Genomic DNA, 18,265 nt, shown 5'->3' with positions numbered 1-18,265 from the left:
CGCAGTTGATTACGCGTTAATAAGCTATTGATCTATAATATTGCGGAAATATCCGCGTTGTTTTTAAATCACAGCCGAGCCGTTTTGTTTTTAATTCATGGCCTAAAGGCCACTTTGTTTCTATATTCGCGAAATATCCGCAATGTTTATTCGTTATTTTTCGTGCTGAACTGGCACATCTTTCGGGTTCCTAATGGAAACCACAAAATTCTCGCTGTCTTCCTCAAATTCCTGGCAAGGAATTTAGGATACACATGCCACACATTTTATACCATTATTGTCGGTCAGTTAAGCCCCAAAAAAGCCGTTCTGGGCATTGTTGACCGTCCGTTATGTAGACCGAATCCTGCCATAATATTTAGAAGTTACGCATTGACAGCGGAGACTATATAAAAATCATGCACTTAAATATTCTTTGTGAAAAATACAGCCCAGTCATAATTTAAAGGGAATCTATAAATTTAAATTTTCAATATTTTGATTTTAAAAAGTAAAAATTTTTACATCACTTCATATTGGCATGGTTTTCAAAAAGTCCTTTCTGTCAATGCGTAACTTCTAATATTGATGTTTTTCGCCCTTATCATTTCGGTGATTATAGTAGATAGCACCTGTAATTGGTGAAAACCACCACGGAATTGCTACTGCAACAGCTTTGGATTTACACTGCAATGTCCGCTGCACTTTGACTGCTTTTCCACCCGGCTGCATTGCTACTCCGCCGCATCCACATGGCAAAAGCCGTTCGGAAACCTCTCTTTTGCGGAATATCTTCTCGGACATAGCTGCTATGCTGTCATTCCGTCATATAGCCATTCGTTTATTGAATGACTGGTCTTATTCCTAAAACTGACGAATAAAAACATTTACCTACAAAAATGACTTTGTTAGCATAAGATTTAATGCCTTTTTACCGTTTCTGCCAGTGGTTTGCATTATGAAAAACTGCTACAAATAAGCAAATAATGTAGAATTGCGACAAATACAACTCAGTCGGGATGATTGAGTTCAATTTATTAGGCAATGTCACCGTTTATTATGGAAGCCTTATTAGACGTGACGTTGAGAGAAAATCACTGCCCGCGTTAAACAAAGCTTTTCGCGAAAAAGAATTTTTTTCAACAATTAACGGTTAAAAGCCATTTAGTACTATATCTGCCATGACAGAACCTCTATTTATATACCTAATGATTGGCGGATTAATTCTAATCGTCTTATTGATCTTTATTACAATTGTATTTTTGAAAATCAATAAACGTTTAAATGAAAATACTGCCACCGACCCCGAATTGACGCGATTACTGCTTAATATTCAAGACGGCTTAAACAATGGCTTATCTGAATCAAGGAAAGAACTTCGGGAGGTCAGTGCCGAAAATCGCCGTGAAATTCAAGATGTTTTTAAAAACCTGCAAGACACACTGCTTAAGCGAATATCTGAAAACGGCGCGATACAAATTCAGCAACTCAACTCATTCAAAGCCGCGTTGAACGAGCTTTCCGAAAAACTAATCAACAATTCCAACGAGTTTAAGCAGAGTGTTTCGCAATCATTTCACATAACCAGCGAGGCACTTAACAAAAAGCAGGACGAGTTTCGGGATAAAACTCTAGAAAGACTCAATGCTTTTGAAGGCGTTATAAAAAATGATGCCAAGGAAAATCGCAATGAATTAACCGCCAGCCTGAAATCATTTGAAGGCAAATTTTCAGAAGGGATTAAGGAATTTAACGAGCAATTACGCACCCGCTTTTCAGATTTAAACAAACAACAGTCTGAAGCTAATGAGCAGGCTAAAAACAGCATTCTTGACATCCGTCAAACCATAGAAAATCAATTAAAGGCCATACGCGAAGACAATACTCAACAGCTTAACGAAATGCGTAAAACGGTCGATGATAAACTTCATGAAACCTTGGAAAAACGTCTGGGCGAATCATTTAAACAAGTCAGCGACCGTTTGGAGCAAGTCCATAAAGGCTTGGGTGAAATGCAAACCTTGGCTATTGGCGTTGGTGATCTTAAAAAAGTGCTATCTAATGTCAAAACACGCGGGATATTGGGCGAGTATCAACTGGGTAATATCCTTGAACAAATCATGTCCCCTGACCAATACGCCGTCAACGTCGCTACCAAACAAGGCAGCCGGGAAAACGTCGAATTTGCCATCAAATTGCCGGGGAAATCTGACGAAAAAACCGTCTGGTTGCCGATTGATTCTAAATTCCCATTGGAAAGTTATCAAACCTTACTGCTTGCATTGGAAGAAGGCAATATTGTCACAATTGATGCCGCACAAAAACTACTCTTAAAAGCCATAGAAAGCTTTGCCAAAGACATTAGCGGTAAATATATCGACCCACCGCATACCACCGATTTTGCGATCATGTTTCTGCCGATTGAAAGCCTGTATGCGGAAGTGTTACGTCACCCCGCGCTATTTGAGCGATTGCAGCGTACCTACCGTATCACCGTTACCGGGCCTACGACATTGTCTGCGTTGTTGAGCAGTCTAAATATGGGGTTCAGAACCTTAGCCGTACAAAAACGCAGCAGCGAAGTGTGGAAGGTACTTGCCGAAGTAAAAACCGAATTCGTCAAATATTCCGAGCAATTGGCTACTGTCCACAAACATATTAATTCTGCATCGACCTCACTTGAAAACTTACAAACGACACGTACAAAAGTGATGGAACGCAAGCTTCGCGGCGTGGAGGCGCTGGAAGTAGACAGCGAAACACCTTTACTACCTATTGATAATCTTGATTAATTTCAATAACTTAATAGAAACCTGCTGAAAGTAGGTTGGTTAGCGCGGGACACAGAGGACTAAAGTCCACCCACATTGTGTCCCGCGCTGTCGAGTTGTTTTTTTGAACATTAATGCTAAAGCTAACCGGCTAAAGCCGGTGGTTTTAACCTTAAATATTGAAATAAATATCACGGCTGCATTGAGTTTAGATTCTGTGGCTACGAAGAGCAATATTGACACTATAACAGGACTTGTAATGGATTTTATCAATGTAGATAACCTGAAAGCCTATTGGCATTTATGGATTTTGGGTTCGATCATCTTAACTTTAATCGGATACTTTTTTTTCAAGTTTTTTATTCCTTCGCAACGGTTGGAACAACATTTAGCTCAAGCGATAAAGAAACTCCAAAATATAACTTGCAAAAGCAAAGCAATAGACATTGTTTTTATTGGTAATGAGATCATGACGCTTCCTAAGCTGAATCATTGCTGGATCGAATTTGCCGAAACCCTGCATCCACAAACGGCTCCTGACGAAATGGGACAAGAACGCGTAGTTTGCTGGCGTTCTACCGTTCCGGCAGAAGTGTATTTTAATGTCGAAACGCTGGTTGCTGTAGAACTAAAAACTGAATATTTCAAACATCAACCAGGCATTCTGACTGGTATAGGAATTATTGGTACTTTCGCCGGATTGTTGCGGGGGCTATCAACGTTTTCCGTCAGTAGCAATCCTGAAACTGTTCGCCTTAGTTTGGACGCGTTAATTCATGGTGTGGTCGAAGCGTTTGCTGTGTCAGCAAGCGCCATCACCTTAGCCATGATTACAACATTTCTGGAAAAGCTTATTGTCACGCGCCGTATTAAACAGGTTGAAGAGCTCTGTCAATTACTGGATGGGTTATTCGTAAGCGGTGCTGGAGAAGAATATTTATCAAGGTTGGTCAAAGCGGGTGAAAGCAGCGCGACACAAACCATGCAGCTCAAAGATGCTTTGGTTTTAGACTTGAAGGAAATGCTGGAAAAAATGACTCTCCAGCAAACTGAAGCCATTGCCGCGAGTTTCGCAATCAGTTCCGAGAATAGCGGCAACCGTATCGCCCAAGCCATTTCAGATAGTTTAAGTGAGCCACTGCAAAAAATTGCGGCTGCCGTCAATACCACGACGGATACGAATGGCGAAGTGGTCACCCGTGCGCTCAATGAGGCATTGGTAGCTTTTTCGGAGCAAATGAAAGACATGTTTGGTGGGCAAATGGGCGACATCAATCAGTTGTTACAGCAAACCACCACGGCTATGCAATCTACCGTTGCTCGCTTTGATCAGCTTGCCAATAGCTTGGGTGATGCGGGAAAAAATGCAGCGGAGGTGATGAGTGAGCGCTTGAGTGCCGCGCTTGAGTCAATGGAAGCCAGACAACTTGCCTTAAATACGACCATGACAGAATTTGTCAGCCAGTTGCGCGAGATGGTGCAATCTTCACAATCAGAAACCAATAGTCAACTTCAGCAAACCTTTGCTTTACTGGGTGGCCAAGTGGCGGCGATGACTGAACAGCTTCAAGCCCAAGCCCAAGCCGCTGCCGATACTTATCAAAATCAGCAGGATAAACTGCAACAGAATGCTTCGGCTTTAAATCAGGAACTGGCAACCCAAGTGCAAACCAGTCTGTCGGCAATGGAACAGCAACTTGCCGGAATGATTGATGTAATGAAAGAACAATCCGCCCAAACCGCCACTCTTAATGCCGAGCAACACAAAACACTTTCACAGCATACGCAACATACTGTTGAAGCGCTGACAGGAAGAATGCAAAGTAGTATGGCAAGCATTGATGAACAAGCTACCGCCGCCCAAACTGTTGTGCAGCAGCAACTCCAAGTCATGGTTGAAGCCCTTAAGGAAAATGCGCTACAAGCCGCATCAGCGCAAAACGGACAGCAACGCCGGTTTTTTGAAAACATGCAGGCCACATTAGTTTCAATCAATGAAAAAGTCGAACATACCGTCAATAGCCTCAATAAAACGGTCACTGATTTTGTAGATTTAATGACCCAACAGGCACAGCAATCGACGCTGTTGCACCACTCCACACAGCAACAACTAGCGGAACAAGCCAACCGATTGGTTGAACAGTTGAGCCTGCAACTGCAAGCCATGACAGCGCAAACCAATGAGGCTGCAAAGTCTATGCAAACGGCTGTGGCGGCTATGCGAGATGTCACCAAAGACAATATCCAGCGCATGGAAAACAGTGCCGGAACGCTCTCAATGGCTGCTGATAACTTTGCCAAATCCGGTAATAGTGTCGCCGGTGTTATCCAGCAAACCAAAACCGTAACCGACAAAATGGCGACCACCTCCATTGCCCTCAACACCGCCGCCGTCACCGTACAAACCGCGCTCAATGATTACAACACGGCGGGTAAAGTAATGTCAGGAATGGTCGAAGCATTGAAAGCCACCGTTGAAGCCGCGAAAAAGGACGCGGCCGTCTCGCAAGCCTTGGTCAATCAGATCAAACAATCTGCCGAACAGCTACAACAGGCGCAATCATCGGTTGATGGCATTTTTAAAGCAGTCTGTGAAGAATTGGGAAATGCACACGAAGTTTTTGCCAGCAACGTCGTGAAGGGGCTGAAATCAAGTAATACCGCTTATCAGAAAGAACTCAAGGATGCGGTCGACTACTTGAAAACCGCCATCGAAGAACTGGGTGAAGTGGCAGATAATATTGCGGATCGGAGATAGACCATGCTTGGCACCCGTATCACTATTGGCAAAAAGCTTAAGGATGAAGCCGAAAAACCGTTTTGGATTTCCTTTGCCGATTTAATGACCGCTTTGATGGTAATGTTCTTGCTGGTTATGAGTGTGGCTCTGCTGGCGGTCACCAAAACTGTGTCCGAAGAACAACGCGCCGCCGATGCGCGTAAAGAAGCCATCGAAAAGTTATTGGACAAAGTAGAACAAGCCACACAAAAAGACCCTCAATTTTCAGGTATCCATGTCAACCGTGATCGTCAGACGGTTGATTTTGGTGACCGCGCCCGCTTTGATACGGCCAGTCACCAACTCAATAAAGATCAAGCGCGTTTACTGCGTACTTTTATTCCTCATGTATTGGAAATTGCCAACAGTGAGCTGGGCAAGGATTGGCTGAAGCGTATCGTTGTGGAAGGCTTTGCCGATAAACGCGGTAGTTACTTGCTCAACCTTAATTTGAGTATGCAGCGCAGCCAACGGGTGCTATGCGTACTGCTAGCCAAACACGATTTGGGGGAAGCTGAACTGTCGTCACAACAGCAAGAAGACATTCGCCAGCTATTTCTGGTTGGTGGCTATTCCTCCAATTCGCAAAAAGACACCCTGGAAGAAAGCCGAAGAATTGAATTAAGGCTGGAATTTAGAGGTATTAAAGAACCCTCTCGTACTCCGCCCACGACTATCGAGGATAGCTTTGGCACTTGTGCCCTTTAGGAGAAAAACATGACCGGATATATTTGTATCGCCATGCTGGAAGACCCGCCTTACAACATGATTTTGACCGCAACGGAAGAGGAGCCTGAAGATTGGCTCGATGAACTGCCTTTACCTAGTCATTTATTGTGCTATGAGGGTTTTAACGATACCAAAGTCATCATGAAGCAGTTCATTCAGCGACTCAAGGCAGATGGAATCATCGTCAAAGTGGATAAAGCTTTTTCAGCTCTGCCGTATGAGGTGATTCGGGCATTTATCAAGATCAGAGATGAAGCCGTAATTAATAATCAGCTTGTAAAAGACACTGATGATGAGGAATACGCTGAGGGCAAACGGCTTTTTGATTTGGCAGAAGAGTATCAATTCGGCAGCAGCAAAATTATTCCTGATTTAAAAATTTCATTCAAATTATTCATGCAATCTGCGGGACTTGGCTACAGCCCTGCATATTATGCATTAGCTTTAGCCTATAAAGATGGTGATGGTGTAAAAAAGGATTTAAATGAATCGCTAAAATGGGCAATGCGGGAGATTGAAAGTGGCGGAATATTTGGATATTCCGTTGCAGCAGATTGCTTTTTGGAAGCCGAAATGAAAGAGCAAGCAAGCGATATGTGGCGGCGATGTTTTAAAGAACAATCCACCGAAGACATTAAGTGTGTCTTGATTGAATATGCACGCCATGCTGCCGTCCGCTCAGTCGAACTGGTGCATACTAAAAAAATAGCCAAACTATTTGGTATCGTTGCAGAGCAAAATAAGGATTTAGCAGAACAAGGTATTTATTGGCGGAGAGCAATAGATTGGTTACTGGCAAATCAGTTTATCGAATAATCTAACTTATCTACGATTTAACCATTAACTTGCTATATTTTCCATACCCATTCGGCCTCATAAATCGGATAATGTTTTCTGTGTACCATAAATTCATTTGGGAGAATAACCTACATGCCCACTTTATCCATTCATGGCGATGTCCACATTCCTGACAATCTCATTCATGCTCTTGGCTTAAAACCTGGTGCTAAACTGGCTTTTGAACGCCAAGGTGACGCTATTGTTATGCGCCCGGTTAGAAAAAATAAAACCTCGCAGGTTGAAGAAGGCTCCAAAATTTTAGGTTATACCGGGAGCACAGTTACGCTGGAAGAAATGGACGCTGCCATTGCCAAAGGCGCGGTGCAATCGTTGTGAAGTCGGTCGATACTAATATCTTGGTGCGCTACTATGCACAAGATGACGCTCAGCAATCGCCGATTGCCTTGCGCCTGTTTAGGGATGAACCCGAATTGTTTGTGACAAAAACGGTATTGCTTGAGTTTTTCTGGGTGCTGACCCAGGCCGAGAAATTTCGCTTTTCGCCAGAACAAGTCATGACCGTTTTCGAACATTTGCAAGGCTTGCCGAATGTTGTTATCGAAGATGAGCTTTCGCTTCGAACAGCCATAACAGGGTGTCGTGCTGGTCTTGAGTTTCCAGATGCCCTGCATTTGGCTGCATCTGCGGCTTGCAGTGCATTTTTGACCTTCGATGACCGTAAGTTCGCACGTCGCGCCCACAACGTCATAATCTGTTTCCTGTTTGTGAAATTTCTGCGTAATCTTGCTGATTTAACAATCAGCGATGATTTGACGGTTTTATGGGCGAACCTGTCAATCACCACAAGCAAAGCGAAAGCTAAGGTTTAGACATTTGCATGAATTCAATTGCTACTTTCCGTAACCGTTTGCTGCAAATCAATGCCGAAGCACTGCTAACCCCTATCCCGGATTTGTCCGAAGAGATGGCGCGAACCACGCAAAGTTTACGCACAGAATATGGTGATATTTCACGAGGTGCAGAAGACCAGCTAGGCATAGCGGCAGCGGTGATTGATTATTTGAAAAACCACCATCTATCGACGTACCGAGACGTTAAATATGTGTGCTTTGGCGTGTCATCTCCTTACGGTACGCCTTTAACTCGAGTTATTGAACATGAAACTTTGTTTTCTAAGCTACTCAAAGAAGTCGAACTGCTACAACCAGAACCGAGAAAGTTTCGGCGCTGTTATCAGGGTTTACTGAAAGGTTATTTGCGTTATCCGGGTCAGCAAACCGAACAGGTCATCGGCCATAAAAACTGGTTGGCGTTACGGGAATTTCTAGCACAATTCTGCAAAGCTTTGAATAAACAAAAGCCGGTAATGGAATGGGCGCAAGCCCTTTACGAACACCGGAACTTGCTGGCGGATAATCCTTGCAAACCTTATGGTAAAGCCATGTTAGCAGGTGATATGTCGGTTGTGGAGGAACTCAAAAGTCGACTGGGTATTGATGATGATACTTGGGTAATGAAGGAGTTGGTATTGGCTCATGTTCAAGCGGCTATCACCTTGAAAGATGGGGAATTTGTATCGCAATTAACACTTTTGATACAGCTTCTGGAGCAGCATACTGGGATGATCACTCAAGGTTTGGCCTTATTACTTAGGCGGTATGAACAATGTAAAGAACATGCCGAACACCACGCACTTCGTGACATGGCGTTACGGGAATGGAAAAGTCCCTGGTTAGAATCCAACAAACCACTCTGGTATGCCCAGATTGGCGATGCAGCCACTCAAATGGTAAAACTATGGCTAACCAAGCAACATATAAAGGACTTCTTCGTGCTATTGCAAGCAGGTGGCCAGGCAGATACCCAGCGAATGGAGTTTTGGTTGCAATATGCCGAAGCCATTGATGATTTTTGGTTAGCACTAGGAAACAATAGTTTTTATAACCAGCAGGCTGATTTCAAAAGAATTCGTACACAAATGGAAGGTCACTGTATGCGATTAATAGACAGTAATCAAAACAATGACAATGCGTTTTTAATGAAGATTGGTAATTTTGTTTTCATTGAGTTTGGTAAGCAAAATAACGCTTGCCATATATTTAGCGCTGATAATCTTCCTTTTACGATAGGTCAAACTACTGTATCAGGAACAGGAAATGGATTGAAAAATACCAAACATTCCGGATGGCAAAGAAAGCTATCCCATTTCGATGGTTGGCAGCAAGAATTTGCTGATTTTTTACGCTCTTTTGCTAATGCGAGCTTGAATAAAAGCAAATATGAAGCCTTATCCTCATCAACCAATCAATCGTTACAATCTTTGGACAGCAAGAGTATTGAGGCTTTCTGCATTTCACAAAACTTGCATTTTGATGATCATAGAGACAAAGGCGGGGCAATTTGGGTACATGTGCCTCAAACCCATGGATCGGCATCCATGTTAAAAAGTGCCGGTTTCCGATATAAAGAAGGCCGGGGTTGGTGGCGGGAATGATGGAGTTTAAAAAATTATGGCCATTTAAAGCCAGCCACAAAGTCGCCGTTACATCAAAGGCTTCCCACTATCTGAATACCCAATTTACAGACGATGGTATTTATTATGGCGTTATACCGGAATTAACTGATTGGATGAACCAATGGCAGTGTTTTGGTCAAGATTCAACCAGCATTAGCCTACTTAATCAGGTTGAGGAATTGGGGCGTATAGCGCTAATCGAAAACCAGTTATTTTTAAGCTGGGATTCGCTGTATAAGCTTTTGGCGGATGAAGTGGGCAGTTCGAATGAATTGCTCAATCTACTGAAATTGCCTGAATTTACTGATTTTCGCCCCAGTCTTGCCAGCACAGGTTCTTTGGAAGATTTGGATTTTCGCATCACATTAAGTGATTGGGTAAATCAGCAAGGAAACAAGCTTGCAATAGCTCCAGAGGTTACTGGCGCGGTTATCCAGTACCAAGATGAGCAATTCCTTTTAACAGAAGCCGTTTGGCGTTTGGTTGGTGAAGTGCGTACTTTTTATCGCCTACCTAAAGACAGCAGGACGCCCCAAACTAATCGGCAATCTTGGAGCTTAATACGCCGCCATGCTAGTTCTGCACAGGTGCCAATGGTGGATTTTTTACAGCGAACTGTAGTGTTGTCTCCAGAAAAGTTACTCCTGCATTTACATAAATCAGCCAGTTCGGGCAATAAAACCGTCCAAGTAGAACCCAATTTTGATGGGGCGCCGCAGCAATGGCTGGATACATTTGATAAATTTGCAATAGTGCCTGAACGTTATGACATTCCAGACGGCCAAGGGATTATTCAAGTGTTGGTTTCGCCTCAAGTACGCTCGGTGCTTCAGGAATTACGGCGCTGGCCGGGACGTTATGTGGCAGGGCAACGTGCAGAAGCCTTCATTCGAAATCCCTATGCCGCGTTGGGAGATGCTGCTGTTGCGGTAATTGATGAAGCTCAATTCGAAGAAGCCAGGGAGGCCGCTGGCATTGAGTTTGAACAGTTTTTTATCGATGTTGACTATGACGAAAACGGTAAGGTTATTGGTGTAGGTTTACTAATCGAATCTACGTCCTCTACAAATCAACAAACCAATCGCTATTCATTTGCAGATACCAAGGAGCTGGAAAATTTTATCAAACGCTTCGATAAACAAATTCAAATGGGTTTTCAATGCTTGGCTTGGGAAGGCTATGAACTTGAAATTTTGGGCGATGCCGAATATCAATTGGTAAACCTGAAACTACTTCTGTCGGAATGGTTGCCCGCACATCATATTAGTATTGCCTATGCTGATATTTTTGATCTGGGTCGTTATTCCGGCCGCATAGAAGGCATTGGTGTTGAAAAAAATTATGTTTCGCCGTTTATTGCCAGAAAATCTGACGAAGAAGGTTGGGTGCCATCAAATGTAGAGTTTGGCCTTGCTTTTACGCCAGACAATTCGGCAACGCCTGTAAATTTTCAATTAAGTAACAGTGGCAGAGAATCTATTCAAGAGGCGATTGATCAAGCAGAACAAAAGCAATTAGATATGGTTTCTATTCCAGGTGTTGATAAACCTGTGTCGGTTGCTGAAGCCAAACAAATTCTGGAAGTTATTCAAACCACTGAAGAACAGATACGAAAAGGCGAATTTACCGCTAAACAACAAAAATCCTCAGCTAAATCATTATTGCTAAAAAGCAATATTTACACGGTCGATTACCAAGAAAATAGAAAGCAAGCTTTAGAGCTACCTAGCGATAGTCAGGTAAAATTGCCCAGCGTGTTACGTGAATCCGTTAGCCTCAAACAACATCAACTGCAAGGGGTCGCATGGCTCCAACATCTTTGGCACCAGTCCCCGCAGCATTGTCGAGGCGCATTATTAGCTGACGACATGGGTTTGGGGAAAACCCTTCAAATTCTTACGTTTATCGCTCGTTGCATGGAGGATGAACCCCATATTGACCCTATCCTGATTGTAGCTCCTGTGTCATTACTGGAAAATTGGCTAGAGGAAATCGACAAGTTTTTCACGCCAGATGCTATGTCAGTCTTGATGTTGTATGGTAAACAGTTAAGTGATCAAAAGCTTGACCGGTCAGAAATCGATCCCCAATTAGTGCGCGAGGGCTTAGTCAAATTCTTAGTGCCTAATTGGCTGGGAAATACCAAAGTGGTATTGACGACTTATGAAACCTTGCGAGATTTAGAGCTTTCTTTAGCATCTCAGCGTTGGTCGATTATGGTTTGTGATGAAGCCCAGAAAATTAAAAATCCTAATGCGCTGGTAACCCGCTCAGCTAAAAAGCAAAATGTTCGTCTGAAAATTGCATGTACAGGAACCCCGGTAGAAAATTCACTGGCTGATTTATGGTGTCTGTTTGACTTTATTCAGCCTGGACTATTGGGTGCTTTAAATGATTTCGGATCACGCTACCGACGACCTATTGAAGCTAAAACTGAAGAGGAGAAAGCCCGTGTCAATGAATTAAGGTCTTTGATTGAGCCTCAAACGCTTAGGCGAACTAAAGCACAAGTGGCTAAAGACCTCCCCAGTAAAATCGAAGTTGAAAGTTGTCGCTTGTTACCGCTGTCAACTTATCAGCGAGATCTATATCGACAGGTTATTCAAGGTTATCAAGAAAAACAAAGCGACAGTGCTATAAAAAATCACTTAGGCCTGATTCAATACTTACGACAACTTTGCACAAGTCCTTATCCGATTGGCTCTAAAGCCTCACTTGATGAGCCGCTCTCAGAAAGAGAAATGAAATCGCCGAAGTTAAAATGGCTTTTAGAATTATTGGTTGATATTAGGCAACGAAACGACAAAGTTATAGTGTTTGTCGAGTTTCTTGACCTGCAACGACAACTTCAACGCTATATAGCCGAACGTTTTAAGGTGTTACCCGACATTATTAATGGTTCTACTTCGGCGGCAGCTTCGGTAGCCAATAGCAGGCAAAAACGAATAAAAGCTTTTCAAGAAAAACCTGGTTTTGGTATAATTATCCTCTCCCCATTAGCTGTTGGATTTGGCGTCAACATCCAAGCTGCAAATCATGTCATTCACTACACCCGAACCTGGAATCCTGCTAAGGAAGACCAAGCAACTGATAGGGCTTATCGCATTGGTCAAACAAAAGATGTTTACATCTATTACCCAGTGATTACTGCTGAATTCGTTACCTTCGATATGAAGCTCGACAAATTGTTAAGCTGGAAAAGATGTCTCTCCGATGACATGTTGAACGGCTGCGGCGATCTATCATCTTCTGACTTCGATGATCTTGGGGCTCCTGAGGGTGGCGCGGTTTTTGCCGAAAAAAACAAACGCTACTGAACTAAAAGACTTTAGTTGCAAAAATATAAGGTTACCTGGAGCCCATTTATCTGGTCAGTAACTTTACGCTGCCCCAAGAGGCACGCCTGTATTACCGGAAGCGTTTCCGCATCGAGACGATGTTTTCCGATTTTAAAGGCCGGGGCTTCCAGTTGCAAAAGAGCGGCCTACGCGCACCCGAACGGGTTTCGCGCCTGCTGATCGCCGTTTCCCTGGCCTATTTGTGGCATGTCTTCCTGGGGGTTTACGCCATCAAGACCGGATGGGACAAAATTGTCCACCGGACAGACCGTTGCGACCTGAGCCTGTTTGAGTTGGGCAAACGCCTGCTGAAACGCTTCCTGACCAACGGCATACCGCTGCCGCCGTTTTGCCTGTTTTCAATCATAAAAACATAACGCATTGATAATTAAATAATATTTGTTTTATGAAAAAGTGTACGGTAGTGAATCATTCGGCAAGCATAAGCAACCCAGCAATAAATTAAGTCGTTCGCCTAGAGTCTGCCAAGCTGCGGCCTGCTCCTCTTCTAAACCTTGTCGTTGATAAATTCGCTTAACTTTATTTTCTTCCGTGTGATTCAAGCATTTTTCAATTACATCACCTTGGATGCCCAATTTGCCCATTAATGTGGCTCCCGAACGGCGTAAATCATGAGGTGTCCATTTGCCATTAGGCAAAACTAGGGCTTGGCTATGTTTCGAGCGGTGGCTATAGATAATTTTTGTCTGCCGTCCGTCAATCTGCTTTGTTATGGATTTATCGCAAACATGATCTGAATTATCACGGTTAGGGAATAACCATGTTTCACTTCCTGACAGGCTTTTTAACCTGTTAAATTGTGCCAGTGAGAAGTTTGATAGGTAAATGACGTGCGCTTTGCCGTTTTTGCTGTTAGTTTCGGGGATTTTCCACGTTTTTGCAACAATATCGATATCTGAATGTTTAGCTTTGGATAATTCTCCAATTCTGCATAATGTTGATAGGGCGATCCAGATAGCGCATTCAGTAGACTGCATTAGCCCAGAACTTGGTAATTGCTGGGCTAGTTGTTTTATTTCATCTTGGTTTAATGTTCTATCCCGTTCTACATCTTTTCCGCCTACCTTTGCTTTCCGTATGCTCGCGGTGGGGTCAAATTCGATAATGTCACGATCAACAGCAAAACGGAACATCTGGCGCATTAGGCCAAGCAGCACCTTTGCCATGCGGTTAACACCGCGCACTAATAAAGCATCGGTTACTTGAGTAATGTGGCCTTTGCGTACATCTTCGACAAACAAATCACCCAGAACAGGTAACACATCCTTATTAAACATCCTGATTATTTCTTGACGATCTTTTCGATTTATTAAATCGATCTCAGTCCAGCGGATAAACAAATCATTAACCGTGATCCGCGCATTAAGTTTAGCAAGATTTTCTTGTTCTTCTAGCTGCTGCTGTCGGGTACGCTCGGTTTCCAATTTTCTTTCTAAAATTGGGTCTTTACCTTGCTTGACTTGTTCTTTGTATATGTCCCTCTCTTTTCGTGCTTCCTTTAGCGATTTTGCTTTTAGAGTTATCTGGCGTTGTTTGCCCTCAATTCGATACGACAGCATAAAGGATACGGAGCCACCCTCATTTTTTGGGCGGACGCGGATAATTAAGCCACCCCCATCTGAAATAATTTGTACATTGTCACTGGGCTTAAAATTTCTAAAAGCCGCGTCAGAGATTTTGTTTAATGCCATTATTCACCCTTTTTTACAGATTTCCGGTATAACATCCGGTATAACATTTTTGACGGATTTAGTTAAACGGTACTGTACAGTATTGGACGATGAATATCACTAACTATATGAATAAAATAAGATATAAAAATATTTTGGATTTTATAAGACTGTAAAAAACTATTATTTACCTGACTGGGGGACAAGTGGTAGCAGGTTCAAATCCTGTCGTCCCGACCAATAAAATCAATTACGTATAAGATACTTATTTTGTAAGTTACCTCAGATATGCCATTTCGTGATACCAATTCAATGGGTAGCTAGTTATGGTGAGCGGCTCATCGCTCCTCTAAAGCCAAAAGCTAATGCCAGTCACTTTGACATAGTCAAGCCTTTCTCCCCTTTCTCCCCTTTCTCCCCTTTCTGCGCCTCAAAATTTCCAGCTTCTAAGCCCTAACAGGATCTTCATCCCTGTGATTAAGGCTATACCGTTAAACCGTTCCGCCTAAGCCTTCAATATAAGCCGTTATCTTGCCCTTAACCCGTTCGAGGATTGGTTTTCTCTGCAATATATTGAGCTTGAAATTTAGCGCATTGATGATTTTTTCATCTTTGGGCAATCGGTTGGTAAAGCCATAATTATTTAACAATTTTGTTGGTTTTTCGGGGTTCAAATCCTCATGGCCGCATAAGTCGTCTAGGGCAGGATATAGGTTGAACATTAGGACTCATAGGGTAAGCCAATAATCCTTTGTTCGTGCGTCAATTGGGGCATAGGCACTATAGGAGGAAGTTGGTTTACATATCAATCCAATACCTAAATGATCAGTTAAGAAAGCTGTTTGCCATGCCTTACTATCGAGGTCAGTGTTTACAACAATCACTCGGTCAGAAATAGATCCATCAGCATATTTCCGTCGGTAAGCATACTCTTCAACTTGCCCAATTGCAGTTCTTATCCGGTTTTGAAAACTTCTGCGAGTAACAGTTTTTACCTCAAATATTGCTGAATCACCGGTTGGCCATGTTGCAAATAGGTCTATGGAGCCTGGGTCTGATTCAACAGTTGCTCCTTGAGCAATAAATGACTTAGCAAGGTCTTTTATAATCCGGTCGTGAAGAAGTGTTTTTGCATGGCGCTTTTGAGCGCCATTTCGAAGACTTTCAACTAACGCCTCCAAATCTTCGGAAAACTCATGCTGAGTATCCCGCCCAAGATGTTCTAAGTCTAAAGGCTTTAGGTTAACATTAGTAATATCTGAAGATACAATATCGTTCTCCTCCTCGATGTCTTCCTCAACCCCTGCTATATAGTTGTGTTCTAAATATTCAGCATTATTAGCTACATCAAAACGCAAAGCCTTCTGAGCTTCAAAAGGAATATGACCATACCAATCAAACCAATTTAATCTATGTTCTTTATTGAATCCAACTGGAATCCAAAACGAAGCGGCTTCTTCCTGCGAAGCGCAGTAATCATTTACAAGATCGATATTCGTTTTAGCATAAGAGCTAAGAAAAATCTGGCGTTGGGAGCCACTCTCGAAAAAATCAGATTTTTGAAGAAATTTAAACCAATCCTGAATATTACGCCTACTGTGCCTATTTATATTATCTATATTCGACATAGATTTACGGTAAACCACAATCTCTGACAATGCCATTGTCCATTCAGAATTAGTGCGACATGGAATTAAAAAAGCTTGGCATTCAGACACGGAAAGAGATGGCTCTAAACCTTTATTATATAGTTCTATAAGAATTCTTAATATCAATGCACCTGGTTTCAATAAAATTTGCCTGTCGGCCTGAAGTTCAGTCAGCGACTTTGGGCAAGATATGGAAGAAGACGCTAGTTCTTCTCGTAACCTACTTTGAATAGTCGATTTTTGCCCGTTCGGATACTGAAATCGAAGAGCCTGAACCCCGACTAATTCTGAAAAACCTATTTCCCCAGCAAGAAGCATGTGCCCCAGCTCAGTTAGCGTTAGTGCCCGACAAATTTTTGTTGAATAAATTAAGCCGAGTTCAGCCAACAACTGTTGATAGTCTCTCCAAGCATCAGGAGTTCCGTTTCGCTCGTTGGCGGTTAAAACACCTGAAGCAATCATCAATTCAGTGATTTTTTGTCCGTAACCATCGATATTACCTTCAAATGGTGCTGCGCATTTCAAAAGATCATAAAGCGTTTTTGGTTCTAGCCCCACTGCATGCTGTGTAAACGACCAACTATGGCCAGGATAGGGAAGTTGCCTCGTCATTACTTGCCATCCAACGCTTTAGCTATTGCATTTGCAACCGCCTTTGCCATTAAAGGCGGAACCGCATTACCAACTTGGCGATAAGCAGCGGTTGACCCGCCAGCAAAAACCCACCAGTCTGGAAATGATTGAAGACGAGCTGCTTCTCTAACGGTAATGTGCCTATGCTCAAATGGATGAATGAAAGGCCTGCCTCCGCCTGCTCCAGATCCAACCAAAACCGTACCCGATGGATGATCAGGATGCACCCGGTCAGTATGATCTTTTTTATCCCTGCCTCCTGGTGGGACTTGACTATAGCGAGTAGTTACCCTCTCACCGTGCGCTCTTAAAATATGGTTTGGAAGACAGTGCACGTCTTCAAAAGCTAGGCTAGCCTCACGAGGCATCTGTAATCCCAATTCATTTTTCAAATACGAATCTGTATGTGTGCGACGTGGCCACATGAATCGTGAAAAACTATCTTCGTCGCAAAAACCTACAGCAACAACTCTCTGCCTAATCTGAGGCACGCCAAACCAAGCGGCATTGAGCTTCGTCCATTGAATGTGGTAACCAGTTTCGTTTTCAAAGAAAGCAAGTAATTTCCCCCAGTCCTCACCTTTATTAACAGTTAAAATTCCAGGCACGTTTTCAAATAAGAATGCCTTTGGTTTAATCTCTCGAATGAATCGGGCATATTCATAAACGAGTTTACCTCTAGGGTCGCCGATAGATTTTCTGTCACCTAATATGCTGAACGATTGACAAGGAGGCCCCCCGATAACTACATCGACTGGAACGCCAATTTTTTCTAAAACTTCCTTTCCAGGCAAGATGGTTATGTCGTGACTTTCGACAATATGTTTTCCTAAATTCCTGTGGATAGTTTCGCAGAAAGAAGGCATAACATCAGACGAGAAAAGCGGTTTAAACCCCGCTGCCGAGAATCCCAAATCTAACCCGCCGCCGCCGCAGAATACTGAAACGTATCCTAAACCATTGCCTTGCTTTGGTATGACAAGCGAATCAAGTTCTTCCAGATAATCATTACGTCGCTTCATCACTAATGCTGCCGAGCTTTTCATTTACTAACCTTGTTTATTTTATAGCTTGTATCGATCATTCCTTGAAAAATGTCGGTTTGCTTGCCACGACTTTGCTGCTCTATATGGACGCATGAAATCTCTCAGGACTTGCGTAGCAGTTAAATCACTCTTTTTGCATGCACACAGAAAGTCTTCTCTTAATTGATTTTCGACCCTTATTCGCAGCCCTGGTTCTTTCATCACATATCGTTATTGGACATTTTTCATATATCCATTGTGCATCCATATTTAATTTCTGTCTAGGTTTCCTTTAATAATGGCTCCCAAAATGCTGTGGCGGTCAAATTTTGACTCATATTGAGCAATGATTACC

14 protein-coding genes are annotated in these 18,265 nt (G+C 42.8%); 9 read left to right on the top strand and 5 right to left on the bottom strand.

The window, feature by feature from the left end:
* Nucleotides 1-558 precede the first annotated feature (558 nt).
* A complete protein-coding gene (locus CEK71_RS22430) occupies nt 559-783 on the bottom strand; it encodes a hypothetical protein (RefSeq protein ID WP_157679003.1) in 225 nt (74 codons plus the stop codon).
* Between the two features lie 377 nt (nt 784-1,160).
* Between CEK71_RS22430 and rmuC the strand changes: the two genes are divergently transcribed.
* From rmuC to CEK71_RS05000, 9 genes are all read left to right on the top strand, one after another.
* The gene (rmuC, locus tag CEK71_RS05040; protein WP_232463767.1) at nt 1,161-2,771 is read left to right on the top strand and encodes a DNA recombination protein RmuC; all 1,611 of its coding nucleotides are present in this window, start codon (nt 1,161-1,163) and stop codon (nt 2,769-2,771) included.
* 103 nt (nt 2,772-2,874) lie between these two features.
* On the top strand, nt 2,875-5,508 hold the full coding sequence (gene zorA / locus CEK71_RS05035; RefSeq protein ID WP_157679001.1) for an anti-phage ZorAB system protein ZorA: 2,634 nt from the start codon (nt 2,875-2,877) through the stop codon (nt 5,506-5,508).
* A 3-nt stretch (nt 5,509-5,511) separates the two neighbouring features.
* Complete coding sequence (locus tag CEK71_RS05030) at nt 5,512-6,237, top strand: flagellar motor protein MotB (protein WP_088618362.1); 726 nt, start codon at nt 5,512-5,514, stop codon at nt 6,235-6,237.
* Nucleotides 6,238-6,246: 9 nt separating this feature from the next.
* On the top strand, nt 6,247-7,074 hold the full coding sequence (locus CEK71_RS05025) for an SEL1-like repeat protein (RefSeq protein WP_088618361.1): 828 nt from the start codon (nt 6,247-6,249) through the stop codon (nt 7,072-7,074).
* Between the two features lie 114 nt (nt 7,075-7,188).
* Nucleotides 7,189-7,434 carry an AbrB/MazE/SpoVT family DNA-binding domain-containing protein gene (locus CEK71_RS05020; protein WP_088618360.1) on the top strand — a complete coding sequence of 82 codons (246 nt, stop codon included), beginning with the start codon at nt 7,189-7,191 and terminating at the stop codon, nt 7,432-7,434.
* Nucleotides 7,431-7,928 (top strand): type II toxin-antitoxin system VapC family toxin, encoded by a 498-nt coding sequence (locus CEK71_RS05015; RefSeq protein WP_157678999.1) that lies wholly within the window; start codon nt 7,431-7,433, stop codon nt 7,926-7,928. The genes CEK71_RS05020 and CEK71_RS05015 overlap by 4 nt, the downstream gene beginning before the upstream one ends.
* An 8-nt stretch (nt 7,929-7,936) precedes the next feature.
* Nucleotides 7,937-9,553, top strand: coding sequence for an EH signature domain-containing protein (locus CEK71_RS05010; protein ID WP_088618358.1), 1,617 nt, complete (start codon nt 7,937-7,939; stop codon nt 9,551-9,553).
* Nucleotides 9,550-12,891 (top strand): DEAD/DEAH box helicase, encoded by a 3,342-nt coding sequence (locus tag CEK71_RS05005; protein WP_088618357.1) that lies wholly within the window; start codon nt 9,550-9,552, stop codon nt 12,889-12,891. Before CEK71_RS05010 ends, CEK71_RS05005 begins: the two co-directional genes overlap by 4 nt.
* A 35-nt stretch (nt 12,892-12,926) precedes the next feature.
* Nucleotides 12,927-13,289 carry a transposase gene (locus CEK71_RS05000; protein WP_332455539.1) on the top strand — a complete coding sequence of 121 codons (363 nt, stop codon included), beginning with the start codon at nt 12,927-12,929 and terminating at the stop codon, nt 13,287-13,289.
* A gap of 27 nt (nt 13,290-13,316) precedes the next feature.
* Here the strand turns inward: CEK71_RS05000 and CEK71_RS04995 are convergent, their stop codons facing one another.
* The 4 genes from CEK71_RS04995 to CEK71_RS04980 form a co-directional block, all read right to left on the bottom strand.
* Complete coding sequence (locus CEK71_RS04995) at nt 13,317-14,624, bottom strand: tyrosine-type recombinase/integrase (RefSeq protein ID WP_088618355.1); 1,308 nt, start codon at nt 14,622-14,624, stop codon at nt 13,317-13,319.
* Nucleotides 14,625-15,094: 470 nt separating this feature from the next.
* On the bottom strand, nt 15,095-15,325 hold the full coding sequence (locus CEK71_RS04990) for a hypothetical protein (RefSeq protein WP_088618354.1): 231 nt from the start codon (nt 15,323-15,325) through the stop codon (nt 15,095-15,097).
* A 6-nt stretch (nt 15,326-15,331) separates the two neighbouring features.
* A complete protein-coding gene (locus CEK71_RS04985; RefSeq protein WP_088618353.1) occupies nt 15,332-16,864 on the bottom strand; it encodes an AlwI family type II restriction endonuclease in 1,533 nt (510 codons plus the stop codon).
* Entirely contained in the window at nt 16,864-17,931 is a 1,068-nt protein-coding gene (locus tag CEK71_RS04980) for a DNA cytosine methyltransferase (protein ID WP_088618352.1), read from the bottom strand. Before CEK71_RS04980 ends, CEK71_RS04985 begins: the two co-directional genes overlap by 1 nt.
* Between the last annotated feature and the right edge of the window lie 334 nt (nt 17,932-18,265).

Origin of the sequence: Methylovulum psychrotolerans (assembly GCF_002209385.1) — a bacterium.
Taxonomy (GTDB): Bacteria; Pseudomonadota; Gammaproteobacteria; order Methylococcales; family Methylomonadaceae; genus Methylovulum; species Methylovulum psychrotolerans.
This window is presented reverse-complemented; position numbering and strand designations above follow the sequence as displayed.